Raw genomic sequence first — 20,992 nt, 5'->3', positions numbered from 1 at the left:
TTCGGCCGGGAATGCTCTCACATTCTCGGCCGGATCTCTGCTTCTCGAGTGTTTCACCGTTGCCGATTACTCTCTCGATCCGCAACTACCAATGTACGCGCGGATGGCGGTCCACCGCAATGGCTCGCCCCTGCGGTTCATCGCTGCAAGCTGGGCAGTGGCTACTTGACCGCCGTCAGGTACGTCGATCGCTTCGACAGATCGACAAGTTCTTCAGGGAGATCCGGAACCGGCCGCCCGTAGGAGGCCGCCAGCTCGAGCGAATTGGACCGCCGCACCGACCAGCCGTGCCCGGTCAACCACTGCACCGGATCGGCCCGCTCGTCACCGTAGAACAGCTCGGAGATGTCGAGGTCGCCGAACGGATTCTCGGCGAAATACTTCGCTCTGATGGCGTCGAAGCGTTGCATATCGGTTCCCGCCGCGAAGTTGTCCACGGCAAGGTGGCTGCCGGAGCTGGACAGTTGGTCGATCCGCTCGAACAGCGCGTCGTGCGCCGCGCCCGGGAGGTAAGCCAGCAGGCCCTCCACCGACCACGCGGTCGGCTTACCAGGGTCGAAGCCTGCGGCTTCGAGGGCGGCAGGCCAGTCGTCCCGCAGATCGACGGCCACCGGGCGACGATCAGCCGTCGCCCTGGCCCCATGATCGGCGAGGACATCCTCTTTGAATTCCAGCACCTGCGGTTGGTCGACCTCGAAGACCGTCGTGCCGGTCGGCCAGTCCAAGCGATATGCCCGTGCGTCCAACCCGGCCGCGAGGATCACCGCCTGCGAAACCCCCGCGCCCGTGGCTGACGAGAAGAACTCATCGAAGAATCTGGTCCGAGCACCCATGAAGCCCGAGAACGGCATGTCCCCGAGTAACGACGGGTCGGCCAACAGCCCGGTGAAATGTGGTTCACCCGCCGCTTCGACGAACAACCGCGCGTAGTCGTCCTGAATCAACGCGTCGGGGCGGACTGTCTCCAACGCCCGAAATGTCGCCACTCCCAACGCGGTCAGGCCCACGCTACTGACGATGTCCCAACTGTCTCCATCGGTTCGCATCGCTGAAGTACCCTCCCGATCTCGTCGCAATTCGGAGCCGACTACCGAGCAGAGCAGATCGGCGACGAGGCCGGAGAAGTTCGGTAAGGCCTCACCGAAATCCGGGCCCAGCGTGATCGACCGAACCCGCGCAATTCTACGCTCGGGCCATCGCAATCAGCCGGAGCCGATTCGCCGACCTCGCACCCGCTCGGTCGCGTTCCCGGCCACCGCCGAGGTGACCAGGCCGAGTGGCACGGGACCGAACATGTGGTGTACAACATAGTCGGCCACGATGTGAACCAGATCACAACCGTGACCGCGAGGCACACATATCGGTATCCGACGAAAGCAGGACACATGGCGACACCCTCGATTGCCCCGACGACTCCCACCGGACGGCAGACGCCCCGGCGCAGCGGCACCATGAGCACCGCGGAGATCAAGTCGAGGATCGAGGCCATGTTCGCCGACGACCGCAGGCCCACCCGCCCCGCAGTCACGAACTGACGAAGCTCGCCCCCGCCGACGAGGGGATCGGATGAACACAGCATGACCTGTCCGTCCGATCCCCCGCCGCGCGTCGCACAACTTCTTGGCGAACTCGGCATCGGAGGATGCGAATACGCGCTTCCACTCGAAAACGTGCAGCACTGGCAGCCATAGAACAACCGGCCGACCAGTTGTCACGCACTACGGAGACGTCGGGGGGGCCCGCACCTCGGAAGACGACCGGCAGGCTACGGGGGCGCGGTGCCAGTGCCGGTACGTCGAGGGTCCGCACTGAGCCCATACCACGACGCGATACGCATCGCCGGCGCATTCGAATTACCTGCCCGCGACGAGCGGGTTCCCGAGCGGCGGATCCGACGCCTCGTGGACCAGGTGCACCCGTACTTGGCAGGATGGGCCCCCGACACGAATGTCGACATTCGTTCCGGCAGAGCCGGATTACGACCCGCCACACCCGACAGCTTGCCGTTCATCGGCCCGGTTCCCGGTCACCGCGGCCTCTACATCGCCGCCGGCCACGGCATGTTGGGTGTCACCGTGGCACCTGCCACAGCTGAAGGGATCGCCGACATTGTTACCAGCCGTCACATCCCGGAATCGATGCTTCCGTTCCAGTTGGCAGGACGCATCTGATGACAGAATCAGGTGCACCACGGTTCGTTGCGGACGCTGATCCCGCCCGGGACGCACGGATGACCGTAGGGATCGAGAGGGAGGACATATTCGAATGCGACGCGTCGTACGGGCCTTCTGGGGGCCGCGGCCGGAGCCGGTCGAAACGCTGGCAGGACGGTGGCGGCAGACGTTGGAGCACGTCACGGAACTGCTGCCGGCGGCTGCGCCACCGGTGCGAGGCGAGTGGCGGCAGGTTCACGCGTCGGGACCGGACACCGCCTGTGCGCCGGACGACCTGACAGCGGTACTCCTGGACGCGCAGGGCGCTGAGGCGTGGTCGGATCTGACGGGGACCGGATTGCGACTGATACACACCGGTGCGGACGGGTGGGCGGTCGAACTGTCCGGCGTTGCGGGTGGTGCCCCACAGTTTCTCCTTCAGTCACTGGTGATGACGGTCGACGCGCCCGACGGCGCCATCGTCCGCGAATCCGAACTGCTCGCAATGCTTGCGTCGGTGTGGGAACCGGACTTCGGTGACGTCAGCGACGACGACATTCTCGATGCGCTCGAAGACGGCGCCGGGTTCACCGTCGGCGATCCTGTCGTCGGCCGGTTCGGCTATCTGTCCGCGGCCCGCGCAGTCCTGGTACCCGATGGCCCGGGGGCGGTCCGTCAGGACACGCTGGACGGCGGCGTGCTGCTGCACATTGCAGCACCGGGCGACATCGACACGATTGTCCGCGTGTACGGCCGGTTACGGGACGCCGGCGCACTCGCGCCACTGCGACGTCCGCTCGACCGGCCGACACTGTGAGGTCCTGTGCCGCGAGCGCTGTGCACGACGCGCCCGGCTACGCAACTACAGGCCTCCGCCCCCGGTTCGGACGAGACCCAAAAGATTCTTCGGGCGGCGTGTCGAGAAATCTTGACTGGCTCCGTCTCCACAGTGAACGCGACCAGAATGGGCCGCACCACCACCGAGGAGAAACACAATGGGTAAGTATCTTCTGCTCAAGCACTACCGCGGCGCCCCGGCTGCGGTCAACGATGTGCCGATGGACCAGTGGGCGCCGGAGGAGATCTCGGCCCACATCCAGTACATGCAAGACTTCGCAGACCGACTCGAAGGCACGGGCGAGTTCGTCGACGGTCAAGCGCTCGCCCCCGACGGAATGTTCGTCCGCTACGACGGCGAGGGGCGGCCACCGGTCACCGACGGCCCCTTCGCCGAGACCAAGGACCTCATCGCCGGCTGGATGATGATCGACGTCGACAGCTACGAACGCGCCATCGAGCTGGCAGGAGAGCTCTCCGCTGCTCCGGGGGCGGGAGGGAAGCCGATCCATGAGTGGCTCGAAGTGCGCCCTTTCCTCACCGAGCCGCCCACGATCACCGACTGACCCCCTCCTCCGCCAGTACCCCGAAGGTGCTCGCCCAACCTCGGCCGCCGCGGACTCCGCCCCGCGGCGGCCGAGGTTGGGCGAGACGGAACCGCACACCCTCGCAGCTCGGCGCGTGAGGTGTTCTTCTCTTCGTCGAGCCTCTTGGAGGCAGAAAGGTGGTGGCTCGCTACGCGAGTCCAGGTGCCCGATGACGGACAAGACCGACTTCAAGAAGACCCTCGCCGCCTACCAGTCCCCCCGAGGCGAGTTCCGGATCGTGGATGTGCCCGACCTGCAATACCTCATGATCGACGGTCACGGCGACCCCAACACCTCACCGGCATTCAGCGACGCCGTCGAAGCTCTCTACCCCCTCGCATACAAGCTGAAGTTCGCCAGCAAGCGTGACCTCGGCCGCGACTATGTCGTTCCTCCGCTGGAGGGCTTGTGGTGGGCCGATGACATGGACTCCTTCACCACGGTGCGGGACAAGTCGCGATGGGACTGGACGATGATGATCATGACCCCGAAGTGGGTCGACCAGGCCATGTTTGCCACCGCGGTCGACCAGGCCGGTGCCAAGAACCGCCCGGTACGCCTCGACGATGTCCGACTCGCGGATTTGAGCGAAGGGCGGTGTGTGCAGACACTGCACGCCGGCTCCTTCGACGACGAAGCAGCCGTGCTCGCACAACTGCATGACGATTTCATCCCCAGCAACGGACTACGTGTGTCCGGCAAGCACCACGAGATTTACCTCAACGACTTCCGCAGGATCGCGCCCGAGAAGCAACGCACCATCCTCAGACAACCAGTCGCCACCCGTGCCGCCTCCGGCACCTGACAACCACGGCGACCCCGTGCACTGCTCGGTCAGTGCAGCAAACCCGAAGCGAGCAGCCCCGTCCGTAACGCCTCGTACTCGCCGTCGTCGAGGGCAAGGAGCGGGGACCGCACGGTTCTGTTCTGCAGCACACCGAGCAACTGCAGTGCCCCCTTGACCGTCGTCGCGCCGTAATTGGGGACACCCATGACCGCACGCAACGCCGGCTGCAGGCGGGCATTGATCTCCCGTGCGGTTTCGACCTCCCCCGAGAAGAAGGCGTCGATCATCGTGCGGATCTCGTCACCTGCCACGTGACCGAGAACCGAGACGACCCCGCACGCCCCATACGCCAGGAAACCCAGCGTGAGGCTGTCGTCTCCCGAGTAGACCGCATAGCCCAATTCGCGCAACATGATCGCCTGAGTGGGATCTCCAGCGGCATCCTTCACCGCCACCACGGACGGCCACTCCGCCATCGTCTCGAACGTCGACGGCGCCAGCTTGGTACCGGCCCGGCCGGGAATGTCGTAGACCATGACAGGAGCATCGACTGCCTCCACGACGTACCGAAAGTGCTGCAGTACACCGCCCTGGCTCGGCTTGTTGTAATACGGCGTCACCAGCAGCAGCCCGTCAGCCCCGTGCATGACAGCCTGCCTCGCCAATTCCAGTGTGTGCCGTGTGTCGTTCGTTCCTACTCCGGCAACGATTTTTGCGCGGTCGCCCACCGCATCCTTGACCACTTGCAAGATCCGACCGTCCTCGGCGGTGGTAGTAGTGGCCGCCTCACCGGTCGTCCCCGAGACGACAAGGCCGTCGTGCCCATGATCGACCAGATGTAAGGCGATCCGAGCAGTCGCCTCCTCATCGATCTCGCCATCCACGGTGAACGCCGTAGCCATCGCTGTAAGAACGCGCCCGAACGGAGCCACCGGCGCTGACGAATCGGTCATCGCCCTAGTGTATGCGCGACGAACGCGCGTCAGCCCAGACCAGATCTCCCCCGGTCATTCACCGGGAGGGATTCGGCGTTCGAGCAGCTCAGTCAGCTCGGCGATGGTGACCTCGACGGTGCCGAACAGGGGGTCACCATCCATCGCGGCACGGGCGACAGCCCGACCCAGACGTTCTATGAGGTCGGCGTGCAGTTGATCGGTCATGACTGAACAGTCTCCAGGAAATCCGCACCGGGTGACCCATTAATGCGTCCCACGGTCCGTCCTGATTCCAGCACCATCGGCAATTCCGAATTACGCAGAGCCAATGAGACATTGACGTCGCCAGCACAACCGGGCGGTGACCGTCGACAACAACGAAGTCCACCGGTTCACCAAACTCACGGAAACAATGCCAGTCGGTCGGTTTCTGCTGCAGGATGCACACATCACTACTCATCACACCGACGAATAGGACACCGCATGCCCATGAGTGCCCGTACCACCCTCCTTGCCGCGGCCACCATCCCACTGGCAGTCGCAGCGGCCGCGCCGGCATCAGCGGCCGAAACCACCGACGTCATCTTCGCCTTCACTGTTGACGGATCGACTGTCACCAACACCATCACCAACAACAGCGGCACCATCATCGGCTGCGGAACTTCTCTCGCACCTGCCCCCGACAGGGTGCTGCCACCCGTCCGCGACGTCCTCAGCGCCGGTCAATCACTGTACGAGACAGGCGAGGTTCAACCGGGGACGACAACCCAGTCGGTGATGGACGTTCCGGACGGCTCCTACGTCGCACTGGCCTCTTGCTCGCGCACCGATACCGACCCGGCCATGTGGATCTCCGACTACCCCGGAATCGAGGACTACCTGGCACAATGGCCCGGCACGGAGTTCACCGTCCAACAAGCCTCCACGGTCGTCACCGTTGCCGTCGCCGGCGAGGATCCCGCGCCCCCTGCCGCCGGCGACGCCCCCGACGTCGACGATCTCGGCACCATCTTCGGCAGCTAACCGCCATCAGCACAACACAACACACCCGAACGCGGCGCAGACAGGGACGGGGCCGCCCGGGGACCTGCCACCTCTCCACACATTGACCGATCCAGTGAACCCACTCCCGTCAGTCACGGGATGCAGTCCGCGAAGGAGTGTCAATGACGTTCGAGAAATTTTCCGATCAAGCCCGCCAACTGATCGTGTATGCGCTTCGTGTCGTCGCTGATCGCTATCACTCCACCCCTGCAGCAGTGTGCGCAGCGGCGTACTGCTCCGCGGTGACCGGCTCCAGCCACGTGGTGGCAGCTGCCCGTTGCCGTGGGCGTGCCAGTTGGTGCGAGCGCCCAGGGTGAACCGGACCAGCCCGCAGACCAGCTCCGAGGCACCGTCGCCGTCGAACACTGGATTCAGGTCCTCGGCGATTGTGCGGTCGTAGATGCGCTCGGGCATTGCACGCCTGCTGTCTAGCAACGCTCCGATCTCGTGTTGCTGCTCCAACCATCAACGCTAAGGGAGCGCGGGAGGTTGGGACGTACTTCCAGTAGACGGACACCATCCTCCGTTACGGCTCGCGTCGTGACGGGGGCGGTTCCGAGCGGTCAATAGATCAGTGAATCCAGGTAGGTCAGGATGGCGGTGATCGCGATGGCGAGCCCGATCGCGATGGTTCCTGCTCGATCGTGGTTGTCGTGACTTCTGTTCCCGATCATCGGTGTCCTTCCGTCGGTGCCCTCCTATGCGGTTTCGCATGCTCGCGGCGCTGTGCGGCCTTGTCGCCGCGAGAGCGCGGAGTTGTGTTACGCCCTCTTGGTTGTCGTGGTGTCCGGGCATCGCTCGTCGAGGTTGACAGTTGAACCGGGTATGCCGGCGTGCATAGTCGGTGCACGCTGGCATACCCGTGGGTCCTCTTGTGGGGTAAGAACACTCAAACCGGGTTGCCGGTCGCTGCCCGCATGCCGTTAGGTGAGGTTCTGGGTGTAGAACTCGGTCAGCTTGTCGAACGGGATCAGTTCAGTGCGGTCGTAGAGGTCGACGTGCCCGGCGCCGGGCACGATCACCAGTTCCTTGCGGTCACCGGCGAGGCGGTAGGCCTCTTCGCTGAACTCGCGGGAGTGGGCGTTTTCGCCGGTGACGAACAGCATCGGGCGCGGCGAGATGGTCTCGATGTCGTTGAAGGGGTAGAAATTCATGAACTTCGCGTTGCTCGACAGCGTCGGGTGCGTAGTCAGGTCCGGGGTGGTGCCTTCGGGGGTGAATGCGCCGCGCTGGGTGCGGTAGAAGTCGTAGAACTCGCGTTCGATGGGAGTCGAGTCCGCGGCCAGTTCGCGGACGGTTCCGCTGGTGTATTCGACAGGGCCGCCGGTGAATTCGACATCACGCTGCGTAGCGGCTTGGGCGAGGATCGCCTGGCGCTGCTCGGGGGTGACGGAGTGGCCCAGCCCGTTGCGGTTGGCGCCGCCCATGTCGTACATGCTGACCGTGGCGACGGCCTTGATGCGGGGGTCGATCTTGGCGGCGGAGATGACGAAGCTGCCGCTGCCGCAGATGCCGAGCGCGCCGATGCGTTCGGGATCGACGTTGTCCTGGGTGCGCAGGAAGTCCACGCCGGCGGAGAAGTTTTCGGTGTAGAGGTCGGGGGCGACGGCGTTGCGGGGTTCACCCGCGCTGCCGCCCCAGAACGCCAGGTCCAGCGAGAGCGTCACGAAACCTTGCTCGGCCATTTTGGTGGCGTAGAGGTTGGCGCTCTGCTCCTTGACCGCGCCCATGGGGTGGCCGACGACCATGGCGGCTGCGAGGGTGCCGGCGGCGAGGTTCTTGGGGACGAACAGGTTGCCGGAGACGTCCATCCGGTACTGGTTCGTGAACGTCACCTTCTCCATGGTGACCTGGTCACTGGTGTAGAAGTTGTCGGCACCGTTAGACAGATCCCCGGAGGCCGGGTTCGCGACCGGCGAGGCAGGAGCCGCTGAGGAGGTGTTCGAGTCGGTGGCGGAGCAGGCTGAGGCGGCCAGGACGGCGAGCGTGGCAACCCCGGCGCCGGCGATCCTGCTCCAGCGGCTATGGCCTCGCCGCGCGGTGGTTCTGGTGTTGGTCATTGCGGCACTCCTGGTGTGTGTGAGTGAGTTGGGGGCGGGAGGTCAGAGGGTGAGCAGGGTTTTGATGGCGCGGCGCTCGTGCATCGCCTGGTAGCCCTCGGCCGCCTGGTCCAGCGGGAGGGTGAGGTCGAAGACCTTGCCGGGATCGATTTCGCGGCGCCAGATCAGGTCGATCAGCTCCGGCAGGAAGCGGCGGACCGGTGCGGGGCCGCCCATCAAGTGCACTTCGGCGAAGAACAGTTGGTTGGCGGGCAGGGTGACACCGTCGTGGGAGACGCCGACGTAGCCGACGTGCCCGCCGGGCCGGGTCGAGCGGATGGCCTGCAGCATCGACTCCTCGGTGCCGACGGCTTCGATGACGCTGTGTGCGCCGAGCCCGCCGGTGAGTTCCTTGATCGCGGCGACACCCTCGTCGCCGCGGGATTCCACGATGTCGGTGGCACCGAACTGGCGGGCCAACCCTTGGCGGTCGGCGTGCCGGGACATGGCGATGATCCGTTCGGCGCCGAGCTGTTGGGCGGCGAGCACACCCATCAGGCCGACGGCACCGTCACCGACCACGGCCACGGTCTTACCGGGTCCGGCCTCGGCGGCGACGGCGGCGAACCAGCCCGTCCCAAGGACATCCGAGGCCGCCAGCAGCGAGGGAACCAGGTCCATCTCCGGCTGACCGGGCGTCGCCACCAGCGTTCCGTCGGCGTACGGGATGCGGGCCTTCTCTGCCTGGGTGCCGATGTCTCCGGCGACGAAGGAGCCGTGCAGGCAACGGGATTGGTAGCCGGCGCGGCAGATCTCGCAGGTGTTGTCGGAGACGGCGAACGACCCGACGACGAAATCACCGACCGACACGGTCTGCACGGCGGCACCGATTTCCTCCACGACGCCGACGTACTCGTGTCCCATCAGGGTGTGATCGACCGGTTCCACACCCCGGTACGGCCACAGGTCGGATCCGCAGATGCAGGTCGCGGTGATCCGGATGATCGCGTCGGTCGGCTCGATGATCTTCGGGTCTTCCCGCTCGACGACGCGAACATCGCCGGGGGCATACATCACTACTCCACGCATGGTGGTCCTCTTCGGTCGTTGGGGTGATCAGGCGGCGGTGATGGTGAGGGTGCCGTTGCCGTCGGCGTCGGTGATGGCGTCGAGTCCGGTGTCGATCTCGCCGATCATCACGATCCCGGGATCGGGAATCGTGAAACCGTCGTCGCGGTAGTAGATGGCCAGGTCATTGGTGGGTGCCCAGTAGCCGAGTTGCCCGGTCCGGTAGCTGCTCTGGCCCCGACTATCGGCGAGCTCGCGAGGCAGCGGTCCGGCCTTCTCGCGGCCGCCGAGGTCGTGCAGGGTGATCGTCACCGGTATCAGGGATGCGAAGTCTCGTGCCGTGGCGTTGTCGTAGAGTCGTGCGGTCGCCTCCGAGGCGCCGATCCTCAACCGAATCTGCGTGAACGGTCCTTCCTGACCAGGTTGCGACGTCGCAGGTTGCGCGGTCGGTGACGCCGACGGCGCACTGTTTTCTGCCGAGTCCGTTGTGCTCTCGCAGGCGGTGAGCCCGGCGACGGCGGTGACGGCTGTCGCGAGGACGACCAGCCCGGTGATCATGGGGCGCATGGTTTTTCTCCTGTAGCGGTGTTCAGCCACGCTCTAGCTCACGGACGTGGGGACCCGCAGCGTCTCCTCGTGGGTGGGTCGGGGCGGCGGGTTGCCGGCGGCAGGACGCGCCCGGGTGGTCGCCAGCAGTGCGATCGGTATCAGCGCGGTGGCCGTGATCGCGGCGCCGAGGACCGCCGGCCCGACCACACCCAGTGACGTCGACAAGGTGGTCGCGGCTAACGCCGTTCCGGCGGCGGTGCCGAGGTTGAAGGCCGCGGTCGCCAGCGACGACGCCAGCCGGGAGCCATCTCCGGCGAATCGCATGGTCTGGGCAATCAGCACCGGGTTCGCCCCGAGCCCGGAGGCACCCAGGACGATGATCAGACCCACCACGATCGCCCCGTGGCCTGCGGTCGCTGCCAGGACGAGCAGCAGAACCGAGGTCAGTGCTACCGCCGCGGCGATGGTCGCCAGCGGCCACCGGTCGCCGATCCGACCGGCCAGCGCGGTCCCCACCAGGGCACCGACACCGAAACCGACGAGTACCAGCGGCACCAGTGCGGCGGAGATGCCGGCGCGGTCGGTCAGCAGCGGGCTGATGAAGCTGTAGGCGCCGAGGAACCCGGCCTGCGCCAGCATGATCGCACCCAGCACCGCCCACACCCGCCACGGCCGCACTGCCGAGATCTCCGAACCCGCCGACACACTCACCGCGTTCCCGGTCGCGGTGCCCGGAGCGAACCGAAGAACAGCGACGATCGCCGGAACCGCCAGCACTGCCAGCATCCAGAACGGGCCCCGCCACCCGGTGAACTGGCCGGCGAAGGTGCCCAACGGGACACCGGCGACAACAGCCAGGCTCAACCCACCCGAGAGCACCGCCAATGCCCGCGCGCTCGCCCCCGGTCCGGCGACCGCGGCCGCCACCACCGCACCGGTCGCCCAGAACGTGCCCGTCGCCAGCGCGGTGAGGACGCGGGAGGCGGTGACGACGGTGAACGAATCGCTGACTGCCGCCACCACATGCCCGGCGGAAAACACCATCAGCGCCCCGATCAAGGTCGCCCGGGCGGGCAACCGCAGCGTGGCAAGCGCCATCACCGGCGGGCCGATGATCATGCCGACCGCAAACGCCGTGACCAGCAACCCGGCCCGGGCGATATCCACACCCAGATCCGCGGCGACGTCGGGCAACAGTCCGGCGACCATGAACTCGGTCGTGCCCATCAGGAAGATCCCGGCCGCCAGCACATACACCAGCACAGGCAGGCCAGTGCTGGTGCTGGTGCTCGGTTGGACAGCTGTTTGCGTGGTCATGTCACCTCGTCGATATCGAAGGATTCGGTCGCAGAGCACCTCCGTGCTCGCAGCATCCATGCAACGCCGCTAACCGCTCGCGTGGGAGGCGAAGATTAGGGGGTGCTGCCAGCACCCCCCTCACAGCACCTGGCAACCGCCGACGCGAAGGTCGTAGCCTCGGTTGTATGGAGTCCACCAACCGAGTCGCCGAGATCGGCCAATTCCTTTCGTCACGGCGGGCCAAGATCACCCCCGAGCACGTCGGTCTGCCGGTCTACGACGCCGCCAAGCGCCGTGTCCCCGGGCTGCGCCGCCAAGAGGTCGCCACCCTGGCCGGGCTCTCGGTCGACTACTACACCCAGATCGAACGCGGCAAGGTCAACGGCATCTCCGAATCCGTGCTCGACGCCATCGCGCGTGCCCTCGAACTCGACGACGCCGAACGCTCCCATCTGTTCGACCTGCACCGCAGCGCCCTCAGCAGCCCGCAACGAGTCCGCTCACGCCGCACCAAGGCGGTGCGGCCGATGGTGCAGCGACTCCTCGACGGCTACACCGGGCCCGCATTCGTACGCAACGCCCGCCACGACCTCGTCGCCGCGAACCAGCTCGCCTACGCCTTCTATTCGCCCCTCTACCCGGACCAACTGCACCCCGATCCCAGCAAGGCGGTCAACTTCGTCCGCTTCTGCTTCCTCGACCCCCGTGCCCGCGAGTTCTATCCCGATTGGGACCAGATGGCCGACGGCGCGGTCAATCTGTTGCGCACCGACGCCGGCCGCGACCCGTACGACCGCGGCATCTCCGACCTCGTCGGTGAATTATCCACCCGCAGCGATGAATTCCGGGTCCGCTGGGCCAAACACAATGTGCGCCTGCACTACACCGGCACCAAGACCTTCCACCACCCCGTCGTCGGCGACATCACCATCGACTACGAAACAATGCCGCTGCCCGCCGACCCTGGCCTGGTCCTGACCCTCTACAGCGTCGAACCCGGCAGCCCGTCGGCCGACGCCATGACCCTGCTCGCCAACTGGGCCGCCACCAACCTCACCCCCACCGCATCAGCCGACCATCCGGCCCACACCACCGGCGAATAACGCTTCGGCGACTCCATCCTGTCGAAAACGACCATTGCAATCATCGGCCCCGGACCCGGGCTCGGCGCGGCGACGGCCCGATGCTTCGGGCGGGAGGGATTCACGGTAACGGTTCCAGCGCCGCAACACCGAACGGCGACGTCGCGGGCACCTCGACCGCACTCGCCGATGAAACCGACTACGGCGCAATGCTCCACGAGGCCCTCACACCCCAGAACACTCACGTCAAACAGCTCATCACCCCCGGCGCGATCGGTGGTGGCGACCCGCTCTACGCCCCCGACGCCCTGGCCGATCGGCTCTGGAACCTCCATGCCCGACCCGGCCCGTTCCGCACCACCGTCGGCGCAGAGTCGGCGTAACCAGTGGGTGCAAGGGGACACGGCCGGACCCCATCCACCTCATCAACACGTTGCGCTGGCTCCGGCAAAGGTGTCGATTACGGCGCAGGTACCTCGGCCAACGATGCCGTCGTGACACCGTTGCGTCAGCTTTCTCCAAGCCCGCGCCCACGATGCCGCCCACGCCGCCGGCCAAAAGCTCGAAACCTGGATTCACGACCGCATCATGGACACCCTCAACCAATCCGACTAGCAGCTTCGGTGGAGGCGAAGAACCGCGCCACCGACGTAGCCATCGGCAGGAACCCTATCGCCACCTGCGGTGACAAGCTCGCAGGCGGACGCGCCCCTCACGAAGATCCGTCGATCTACTTCCCGTGGCCGCTCTCCGTGAAGCGAGACGACCCATGGCACGGTTGAGGTCTGCGACGCCGGGTATCCACCGGTCATGACCACCGAGCATCCGCCGCGCCAGTGTTCCCCACGGGCGGAGGATTACCCCACCGTTCGGATAGTCGCGGCCCGCGAAGCCCAGCTGATGCGGACGCTGGGGCGGGCGGTGAACATCCTCTCGGCCGCTGACGTGCCGTTCGCGGTCGGCGGGGACTGCGCCGTCCACGCTCGCGGCGGACCGCCAGCCGAGCACCAGGTGACCATCATCGCCTCGGACGAACACCTGACCGAGGCACGGACCGCGTTGGCTGCGGGTGGGATGCGGTCCATCGTTTCCTCCCGACTCGGGTCACGACGGCTCGTCGGCAGTGACCTCCGGGTCACCCTGCTGCATCCGGCCTCTACCACCGGGACCGGGGAGGGACTCCTCGAGCGTGCCGAGACGATGCGGATCGGGCAGATCTGGGCACCGGTCCTCAGCGGAACCGATCTGATGATCGACAAACTCCGTCGTCTCGGTTCCCATCGGTGTGATTTCGTGCCGATGCTGCCGGTCGCCCGCGCATTGCGCGAGCAGGTCGACTGGCCCACCGTGGCGGGGGCCACTGCCGACCTCCCCTGTGCCCGGGCATTTTTGGGGCTGCTCGACGACCTGGCGGTCACAGGGTCGCTGGAGGGGCGGCCCTGACCCACAAGGGCCAGGGCCCTGCCCCGCACCAGTGTTCGACCCGTGCACAGGTGCCGAACCGGCGGTTCAGCGGTTCGGGCTCACTGTTGCGCGGCCGCCAGCGTGGTGTTCAAAGTCTTGCTCGGCCTCATCGCGGCGTCGGCCTTCTCGCTGTCCGGCTGGTAGTAGCCGCCGATGTCAACCGGCGAGCCCTGCACCTCAATGAGCTCCCGCACGATGGTCTCCTCGTTTTCGGTCAACGCCTCGGCAAGCGTGGCGAAACGTTCCGCCAGTTCCTTGTCCTCGGTCTGCGCGGCGAGTTCCTGTGCCCAGTACAACGCGAGGTAGAACTGGCTGCCCCGGTTGTCGAGCTCGCCGGTCTTGCGCGACGGGTTCTTGTTCTCGTCCAGCAGCTTGCCGGTCGCCGCGTCGAGCGTCTTGGCCAGGATCTTGGCGTGCTCGTTGCCGGTCTTGATGCCGAGGTCCTCGAGGCTGACGGCCAGCGCCAGGAACTCACCGAGCGAATCCCATCGCAGGTGATTCTCCTCCACAAGCTGCTTGACGTGCTTGGGCGCCGACCCACCGGCGCCCGTCTCGTACATGCCACCGCCGGCCATCAGCGGCACGATCGACAGCATCTTGGCGCTCGTGCCGAGTTCCAGGATCGGGAACAGGTCGGTGAGGTAGTCGCGCAGGATGTTGCCGGTCGCGGCGATGGTGTCCATCCCGCGGATCAGCCGCTCCAGCGTGTACCGCATCGAGCGCACCTGCGACATGATCTGGATGTCGAGGCCCTCGGTGTCATGGTCCTGCAGGTACAGCTCGACCTTCTTGATCAGCTCGTTCTCGTGCGGGCGGTACGGGTCGAGCCAGAACAGGACCGGCATGCCGGAGTTGCGTGCCCGGGTGACCGCGAGCTTGACCCAGTCGCGGATCGGCGCGTCCTTGACGGTGCACATGCGCCAGATGTCACCAGCCTCGACGTGCTGGGTGAGAAGCACCTCACCGGTCTCGACATCCACGAAGTTGGCGTCGCCGTCCTCCGGAATCTCGAAGGTCTTGTCGTGCGAGCCGTACTCCTCGGCCTTCTGCGCCATGAGCCCGACGTTGGGGACGGTGCCCATGGTCGTCGGGTCGAACGCGCCGTTGGTCTTACAGAAGTTGATGATCTCCTGATAGATGCGCGCGAACGTGGACTCCGGCATCACCGCCTTGGCATCCTTGAGTCGCCCGTCTGCGCCGTACATCATGCCGCCCGAGCGGATCATCGCGGGCATCGAGGCGTCCACGATGACGTCGCTGGGCGAATGGAAGTTCGAGATGCCGCGAGCGGAGTCGACCATGGCCAACTCCGGACGGTGCTCATGGCAGTCGTGCAGGTCCTGAATGATCTCCTCGCGCTGCGTGCTCGGCAGTGTCTCGATCTTGTCGTAGAGATCGACGAGGCCGTTGTTGACGTTCACGCCCAGTTCGTCGAACAGCTTCTGATGCTTGGCGAAGGCGTCCTTGTAGAAGGTCTTCACCGCGTGACCGAAGACGATGGGGTGTGAAACCTTCATCATCGTCGCCTTGACGTGGAGGGAGAACATCACGCCCGTCTTGCGCGCATCCTCCATCTGCTCCTCGTAGAAGTCGAGCAAGGCCTTCTTGCTCATGAACATGCTGTCCATGATGTCGCCCTCGCCCAGGGTCAGCCCCTCCTTGAGGACGATCGTCTCGCCGCTCTTGGTCACCAACTCCATCCGGACCGTGCGCTGCCGGTCCAGTGTCATCGACTTCTCGCCGTGGTAGAAGTCGCCGTGCCGCATGTGCGCGACGTGGCTGCGCGAGGCCATCGACCACTCACCCATGCTGTGCGGGTGCTTGCGGACGTACTCCTTCACCGCCCGGGGTGCGCGGCGGTCGGAGTTGCCCTCACGCAGGACCGGGTTGACCGCACTGCCGAGGATCCTGCCGTAGCGCTGCCGGATATCGCGTTCCTCGTCGGTCTTGGGGGCTTCCGGAAAGTCCGGAATCTGGTAGCCCTTGCCCTGCAGTTCCTTGATGGCGGCCAGGAGCTGCGGCACAGACGCGCTGATGTTCGGCAGCTTGATGATGTTGGTCTCGGGCAGTTGCGTCAGCCGACCCAGCTCAGCCAAGTTGTCCGGGACGCGCTGCTCTTCGGTGAGGCGGTCGGGGAACTCGGCCAGGATCCGCGCCGGTACCGAAATGTCGCTGGACTCGACCTCGATGCCTGCGGCACCGGCGAAGGTGCGCACGATCGGCAGGAAGGCGTAGGTCGCGAGTAACGGCGCCTCGTCGGTCAGCGTGTAGATGATGGTTGGATGCTTATCGGCGCTCATGGTTGTTCTCCCGCGTCAGTTCGTTCCGAGGTCGATAGGCTCCTCGTGAGGCTATCGGTCTCGCGTCGAGTCCAGGTTAGGTGCGACATCATCAGAGCATATTCAAGCGCCCGATTTTGATTCACTTCGACCACTTTGGTTCACCATGCGAACACTCCGCGGTTCACGTGCCCATCGGTCGCGTTCGCCGGGACCAGGCTGCGCGCCTCGACGTCCAGTTTCCGTCCACCATCGGCCTCTCCGAAGCTTCGCCACCATGCACTCCACCGAGGCCTGGCGGCGCTACCGCGGACGACCGGATCAGGCGATCCGTGCGCCGGAGGGATCACCAGTCCGCGATCACCGGAACCACGCGCTCGCCCAAGATCTCGAGGGGCGTGATCGACGCGACGTCCGGCACCCATCCGTGAACGTGGGTGACTCCCAGCTTCGACAAGTCCTCGAGCTGACCCAACAGTGTGTCCACGTTCTGTCCGCCCGCACCCGGGTCGAGTGGGAACATCACGGTCTTCTCGATGGCGTCATAGTCGGTTCCGAGAGCGTCGCAGTGGCTCTTCAACACCTCCAGCTTGTGCGCGACCTCGGGTCCACCGAACAGGTTGCAGGCCTGTGCGTACTGCGCGACCAGCCGAAGCGTCTTCTTCTCACCCCCGCCGCCGATCAAAATCGGCGGGTGTGGGCGCCGCAGCGGCTGCGGCACATTCAGCGTGCGGCCGAGCTGGTAGTGCGCTCCCTCGAACGGTCCGTCGTTCTCGCTCCACATCTGCAGGCAGATCTGCAGAGTTTCCTCCAGTCGTTCGAAGCGTTCGGCCGTGGGCGGGAAGTGGAGCCCGAGTCCCACACTCTCGTCCTCGTTCCAGGCGGCGCCGATTCCCAGGTATGCCCGACCCTTGGACAGGACGTCGAGCGTGGTCACAGCCTTGGCGAGAAGGCCTGGCTCGCGGTAGACAGTCGCGGTGACCCAGGCCAGCAAGTCCACCTTCTTCGTGACGGCAGCGAGGTAGCCGAGAGTGGTGTAGGCCTCGAGCATCTCGGTGTCGATCGGTCCTACCGGTTCGATCTGCCAGAGATGATCCATGACGCTGATCTTGGCGAAACCCACGTCCTCGGCGGTGACGGCAATGCGAGACAAGTCGTGCGCGAGGGTCGACGGTCCGTCCGGAAAGGTGAAGTCGGCGATGTGCAGTCCAAGTTCCATAGCCCCACGTTAGGCTTGTTGCCTACGACTACCCAGGGATCGTCAGTACCACCTTGGCCACCTGACCGACTGGTAGAGGGTCGCGGTGTCCTGTGGCTGTGGACGGTCCGCGGTGTGCGACGTGCTCGATCTTGTACTCTCGCAGCGAGTTGCACGGATGAGGGGCGCGGATCTCCTATCCACAAGGATCTCCTCCTCGCTACCACCCCGAATGGCGTCCACCTGCAGGCGAATTCGACCGTATTGGAAGAATGTCGAGCGATCCGCGCCCTGTTCGACAGATCCTCGGGATCGAGCCCACCGCATTGTCGCCCTCGCCGCCCGCAACGACTGCGCCCGGGCCGCCGCACAGTCCTGGATACGGATGCGTCGAGCCGATCACGAACGCGAAACAGCCGTGCGCCAACGACTAACACCCGTCCGGGCTGCGTCCAGGCCCGCGCCGGCACCAGCACCGAACACGACTGCGCTAGTGATCACTTCCACCAATCCCGTCTGCGATGCGCGACAACGATGTCGTCGAAAGCCGTAGTGTCACCGGCATCCCACCGGCGATACCCCTCCGCGAGGTTGCGAGCGGTACGGCGACGCTCGCGACGCAGATCACGAGCATGGCCCTCACCGTCGTGGCACAGCGTGCACGAGCAAATCCCGGTGCCCGTGTACGCGAAAGCCCAGAAGCACTTCGTTGCGAGCAACCAGGCCCGACCTCCCTGAATCCGCTCAGGGAGGTCGCAGACGTCATGGCAGTCGGCGTGCCACGGTTCAACGGCAAGTTCGCCACGGCGAAGACGAACCCAGACAGGAGAATGTGCATCGGTACGGGACAAGGCGGTGGCTTTCAGCGCTCATGCGCCCCAGCCCGCTACCCCCGATTGAGGACGGACCGGGGCGGCGATTGGAGCACCGCATCCCTCGCCCGCCGAAGCGGGCGTCGCCATCCACAAGAACTCATGCACCCATCCTTGCATTCACATACGACAGACCCGAGCCGTCTATCACCCCGGACACCGCCGATACCTGTGATTCAATCTCGTCATGCGCAAATCACTGCTGGTTGTCGCGTTGATTGCGTCCGGGACGGTCTTCGCGGCCATGCCCGCGGGGGCGGCACCGACGCAGCCGTCCTGGTCGGGCGAGTACTCGGTGAAGCGCTTCGCCGCGACGAAGGACGGTACGAGCTTGGCCGCGCGGCAGTGGGAGCCCGACTTCGCCGATACGTACACATTCGAGACCAGTTGCGCGGACGACACCTGCGTGGCCACCGTGACAGATGGGCCCACACCAGCCAACCCGACACTGCCGCTACCGCCGCAGTACACCTGGGACGGGACCAGCTGGGTCCACACCTACGACTGGGAGTGGGACTGCTACCAGGGCGAGGGGGTGCCGAAGGTGTGGGCACCGGCGCACTCGGTTGCGTACTACACACCGCAACCAGACGGAACGCTGACCGGTTCCTGGCGTACCGACATCGACAGTGGCCCGTGCGAGGGCTCGGTGATCATGGACGTCGCGGCCTACCCCGTCGCGACGCCGCCCGGACCATTCGGCAGCAGTTCATAGCCGCCGCGACCGTGCTCCACCGGAAGTGTGTCAGCGAGCAGTCGGAGTGTCGGGCCGGCGATCGTCGGCGTACATGGCTTCGATTCTCGCCTTGATTTCGGCGGTGCTCATCGCGCTGGGCCGCCTCAGCGTGCGAGGTGTGGACACGGAAATCGTCGGAGTCGAGGGTGTCGCCATGAGAATTCTGCCTTCGTCGCTTCTAATGGGGCGCCGCCGTGAGCGGTCGCGCAGTTTCAGCAACCACGCACACATGTGATCTGATTCACACGCAGATGCGTTACATTTTTCGTTTCCCGCGTCGCCTGACTGCCTTCGCATGCCGGGCCTGTGGGACCTGCCGAGTTCGAGACGGTCCGCAAGTACTCCACTTCCGCTACGGCCGCCACTTCGCCTGCGCCAGGAAGACGGAGTCGCGCACGCACCCGTGGTGCACTCACGCACAGAGCAACCATGGAGCAGACTGATCAGGAATCGAGAAGCGACTGCCCGCGGGCGACATTAACGTCACTCGCATGAACATCGAATCCCTCGCCCTCGAAACCCCCGACCCCACCACCGCGAAAGCCTTCCACGCGGCCCTCGGCCTCGATGAACACATCAGTGCCCGCGACACGGACGCACCGACCACCGGCTTCCGCGGTTACACCCTCTCGCTCGTCATGTCCCAGCCGAACATCGTCGACGCCTACGTCGGGGCTGCCCTCGAAAATGGCGGCACCACAATCAAACCAGTCAAGAAGAGCCTGTGGGGGTACGGCGGTGTCCTGCAGGGTCCCGACGGAGCGCTCTGGAAGGTCGCGACATCGTCGAAGAAGAACACGGGGCCGGCGACCCGGCACATCGAGGACCTCGTCCTGCTGCTCGGCGTCGAAGACGTCAAAGCAAGCAAGCAGTTCTACCTCGACCACGGACTGGAAGTGACAAGAAGCTTCGGTCGCAAGTACGTCGAGTTCGCCACCGGCCCGAACGTCAAGCTCGCGCTCTACGGGCGCCGCGCCCTCGCGAAGGACGCCGGCGTCTCCCCCGACGGCACCGGCGCCCACCGGATCGTCATCAGCGGCGACGCCGAACCCTTCACTGACCCCGACGGCTTCACTTGGCAAACAGTGTGAATCGGAGAAGTCCTCGGGCGCGAGTTGGGGCCGGTGCCTCATCGTCACCGGCCCAGTTCGGTCGACACGGAAAACTGTGTGGCGTGGATCACATCCCCGCGATGCGACCGGCCGGCCGATCTAGCATTTCCTCACGCCAGTACAGACCGAGTACCGGTCGCCGATGCCATCTCCGACGCCCGAGAAGGCATTGGCAGCCAGGCAAACCACCAGGCACACCGGCGCGGACCCAGTCGTCCGATGCAGAGCGCGGTGGCGTCCTGTTGCACGTCCCGGCGAGGCCCGGCCGGAGCGGAGAACACTCCGACCGGGCCGCTTCGGCTTACAGAGGGCCCACCGCACTCCCGGACGATCCCGGGACGCGCATGTCACGGCAGTCGAGAGGTTCCGGAGACACGGAAGCTGGACAGCCCCGAACCGGAATCGCGCAGTCCGGTCCGCGCCGCCCTTACCCGATACAGACGAGTACACCCACGACCACGACTGCAACCAGCGAGGCGCCGCCGCAGATCAGCCACGCGCGCGTTGCGAGCTGCCGCCACTGATCAAACCGACCAGCCACTTCCGCGACCGCGACCGCTCGCCCCAGGTCCGCGTCGGACGGCTGCGCCTCCGAGAGGCGGCGGGCCTTTGCATCCGCCCGTGCCGCCACAGCGAACGAGACGGGGACCACCAGCAGCGCAACCACCAGTAGGCCAACCATCGCACCCGTACCCGTCCCGAGCATTCTCATTCCTTCCACTCCACACGACGCCCGTCACGGGTGCCGGTATCGATCACCGGACCCACGAGCACAACCAATCCCCCGTCAGCTATATCGCCGAACTGCCGCCGGGTGTTGCACTCCGGCCTACCGCGGGCCGGCGAAGGTCCATAAGCCTGGATGCACCGATCTGGACGAGTCCGTGGGTGGGTCGTAACGGCGAAATGCCCTGTCGTAGTGGAAGAATTGAACTTCTCACAGAAACAATT

22 protein-coding genes are annotated in these 20,992 nt (G+C 65.6%); 12 read left to right on the top strand and 10 right to left on the bottom strand.

Annotation, left to right across the window (positions count from 1 at the left end):
* Positions 1-161: 161 nt before the first annotated feature.
* The gene (locus QM841_RS33965; RefSeq protein ID WP_283335295.1) at positions 162-1,046 is read right to left on the bottom strand and encodes a class I SAM-dependent methyltransferase; all 885 of its coding nucleotides are present in this window, start codon (positions 1,044-1,046) and stop codon (positions 162-164) included.
* 339 nt (positions 1,047-1,385) lie between these two features.
* On the opposite strand from QM841_RS33965, the gene QM841_RS33960 reads away from it, so the two are divergent.
* The 5 genes from QM841_RS33960 (at position 1,386) to QM841_RS33940 (ending at position 4,382) form a co-directional block, all read left to right on the top strand.
* Positions 1,386-1,535, top strand: a complete 150-nt coding sequence (locus QM841_RS33960) for a hypothetical protein (protein ID WP_198602318.1) — start codon at positions 1,386-1,388, stop codon at positions 1,533-1,535.
* A gap of 243 nt (positions 1,536-1,778) precedes the next feature.
* Complete coding sequence (locus QM841_RS33955; protein ID WP_283335294.1) at positions 1,779-2,171, top strand: NAD(P)/FAD-dependent oxidoreductase; 393 nt, start codon at positions 1,779-1,781, stop codon at positions 2,169-2,171.
* A gap of 94 nt (positions 2,172-2,265) precedes the next feature.
* Complete coding sequence (locus tag QM841_RS33950; protein ID WP_283335293.1) at positions 2,266-2,970, top strand: hypothetical protein; 705 nt, start codon at positions 2,266-2,268, stop codon at positions 2,968-2,970.
* Between the two features lie 178 nt (positions 2,971-3,148).
* Complete coding sequence (locus QM841_RS33945; protein WP_283335292.1) at positions 3,149-3,556, top strand: YciI family protein; 408 nt, start codon at positions 3,149-3,151, stop codon at positions 3,554-3,556.
* Between the two features lie 190 nt (positions 3,557-3,746).
* Positions 3,747-4,382 carry a GyrI-like domain-containing protein gene (locus QM841_RS33940; protein ID WP_283335291.1) on the top strand — a complete coding sequence of 212 codons (636 nt, stop codon included), beginning with the start codon at positions 3,747-3,749 and terminating at the stop codon, positions 4,380-4,382.
* Positions 4,383-4,411: 29 nt separating this feature from the next.
* Here the strand turns inward: QM841_RS33940 and dapA are convergent, their stop codons facing one another.
* Together dapA and QM841_RS33930 are read right to left on the bottom strand one after the other, a co-directional pair.
* Positions 4,412-5,317, bottom strand: a complete 906-nt coding sequence (dapA, locus tag QM841_RS33935; RefSeq protein WP_105423806.1) for a 4-hydroxy-tetrahydrodipicolinate synthase — start codon at positions 5,315-5,317, stop codon at positions 4,412-4,414.
* Between the two features lie 54 nt (positions 5,318-5,371).
* Positions 5,372-5,524, bottom strand: coding sequence for a hypothetical protein (locus tag QM841_RS33930; RefSeq protein WP_280780224.1), 153 nt, complete (start codon positions 5,522-5,524; stop codon positions 5,372-5,374).
* A gap of 258 nt (positions 5,525-5,782) precedes the next feature.
* Here QM841_RS33930 and QM841_RS33925 point away from each other — a divergent pair, with 258 nt between their 5' ends.
* A complete protein-coding gene (locus QM841_RS33925; RefSeq protein ID WP_283335290.1) occupies positions 5,783-6,322 on the top strand; it encodes a hypothetical protein in 540 nt (179 codons plus the stop codon).
* A 944-nt stretch (positions 6,323-7,266) separates the two neighbouring features.
* Here the strand turns inward: QM841_RS33925 and QM841_RS33920 are convergent.
* From QM841_RS33920 to QM841_RS33905, 4 genes are read right to left on the bottom strand one after another with little or no spacing between them, the layout of a single operon-like run.
* Entirely contained in the window at positions 7,267-8,403 is a 1,137-nt protein-coding gene (locus tag QM841_RS33920) for an alpha/beta hydrolase (RefSeq protein ID WP_283335289.1), read from the bottom strand.
* A gap of 42 nt (positions 8,404-8,445) precedes the next feature.
* Entirely contained in the window at positions 8,446-9,471 is a 1,026-nt protein-coding gene (locus QM841_RS33915; RefSeq protein WP_283335288.1) for a zinc-dependent alcohol dehydrogenase family protein, read from the bottom strand.
* A gap of 27 nt (positions 9,472-9,498) precedes the next feature.
* Positions 9,499-10,017 (bottom strand): cyclophilin-like fold protein, encoded by a 519-nt coding sequence (locus QM841_RS33910; protein ID WP_283335287.1) that lies wholly within the window; start codon positions 10,015-10,017, stop codon positions 9,499-9,501.
* A 33-nt stretch (positions 10,018-10,050) separates the two neighbouring features.
* A complete protein-coding gene (locus QM841_RS33905; RefSeq protein ID WP_283335286.1) occupies positions 10,051-11,316 on the bottom strand; it encodes an MFS transporter in 1,266 nt (421 codons plus the stop codon).
* 167 nt (positions 11,317-11,483) lie between these two features.
* On the opposite strand from QM841_RS33905, the gene QM841_RS33900 reads away from it, so the two are divergent.
* The 3 genes from QM841_RS33900 (at position 11,484) to QM841_RS33890 (ending at position 13,823) form a co-directional block, all read left to right on the top strand.
* The gene (locus QM841_RS33900; protein ID WP_283335285.1) at positions 11,484-12,401 is read left to right on the top strand and encodes a helix-turn-helix transcriptional regulator; all 918 of its coding nucleotides are present in this window, start codon (positions 11,484-11,486) and stop codon (positions 12,399-12,401) included.
* Between the two features lie 80 nt (positions 12,402-12,481).
* The gene (locus tag QM841_RS33895) at positions 12,482-12,763 is read left to right on the top strand and encodes a hypothetical protein (protein WP_283335284.1); all 282 of its coding nucleotides are present in this window, start codon (positions 12,482-12,484) and stop codon (positions 12,761-12,763) included.
* 427 nt (positions 12,764-13,190) lie between these two features.
* The gene (locus tag QM841_RS33890) at positions 13,191-13,823 is read left to right on the top strand and encodes a hypothetical protein (RefSeq protein ID WP_283335283.1); all 633 of its coding nucleotides are present in this window, start codon (positions 13,191-13,193) and stop codon (positions 13,821-13,823) included.
* Between the two features lie 80 nt (positions 13,824-13,903).
* On the opposite strand, the gene QM841_RS33885 is transcribed toward QM841_RS33890, so the two are convergent.
* Together QM841_RS33885 and QM841_RS33880 are read right to left on the bottom strand one after the other, a co-directional pair.
* A complete protein-coding gene (locus QM841_RS33885) occupies positions 13,904-16,144 on the bottom strand; it encodes an NADP-dependent isocitrate dehydrogenase (RefSeq protein ID WP_283335282.1) in 2,241 nt (746 codons plus the stop codon).
* Between the two features lie 325 nt (positions 16,145-16,469).
* Complete coding sequence (locus tag QM841_RS33880; protein ID WP_283335280.1) at positions 16,470-17,342, bottom strand: LLM class F420-dependent oxidoreductase; 873 nt, start codon at positions 17,340-17,342, stop codon at positions 16,470-16,472.
* A 1,038-nt stretch (positions 17,343-18,380) separates the two neighbouring features.
* Here QM841_RS33880 and QM841_RS33875 point away from each other — a divergent pair.
* The 3 genes from QM841_RS33875 to QM841_RS33865 all read left to right on the top strand — a co-directional run bounded on the left by QM841_RS33875 (position 18,381) and on the right by QM841_RS33865 (position 20,020).
* Positions 18,381-18,908 (top strand): Rv2253 family sensor-like surface protein, encoded by a 528-nt coding sequence (locus QM841_RS33875; RefSeq protein WP_283335279.1) that lies wholly within the window; start codon positions 18,381-18,383, stop codon positions 18,906-18,908.
* A 73-nt stretch (positions 18,909-18,981) separates the two neighbouring features.
* Positions 18,982-19,164: a hypothetical protein gene (locus tag QM841_RS33870; protein WP_283335278.1), complete on the top strand. Its 183-nt coding sequence runs from the start codon at positions 18,982-18,984 to the stop codon at positions 19,162-19,164.
* A 256-nt stretch (positions 19,165-19,420) separates the two neighbouring features.
* Positions 19,421-20,020 (top strand): VOC family protein, encoded by a 600-nt coding sequence (locus QM841_RS33865; RefSeq protein ID WP_283335277.1) that lies wholly within the window; start codon positions 19,421-19,423, stop codon positions 20,018-20,020.
* A 448-nt stretch (positions 20,021-20,468) separates the two neighbouring features.
* Here the strand turns inward: QM841_RS33865 and QM841_RS33860 are convergent, their stop codons facing one another.
* Entirely contained in the window at positions 20,469-20,747 is a 279-nt protein-coding gene (locus QM841_RS33860) for a hypothetical protein (RefSeq protein WP_283335276.1), read from the bottom strand.
* Positions 20,748-20,992 lie beyond the last annotated feature (245 nt).

Source organism: Rhodococcus sp. IEGM 1307, assembly GCF_030056915.1.
Classification (GTDB): domain Bacteria; phylum Actinomycetota; class Actinomycetes; order Mycobacteriales; family Mycobacteriaceae; genus Rhodococcus_F; species Rhodococcus_F opacus_D.
Note: the sequence above shows the minus strand (reverse complement) of the source record. Positions and strands in the feature narration are given on the sequence as shown.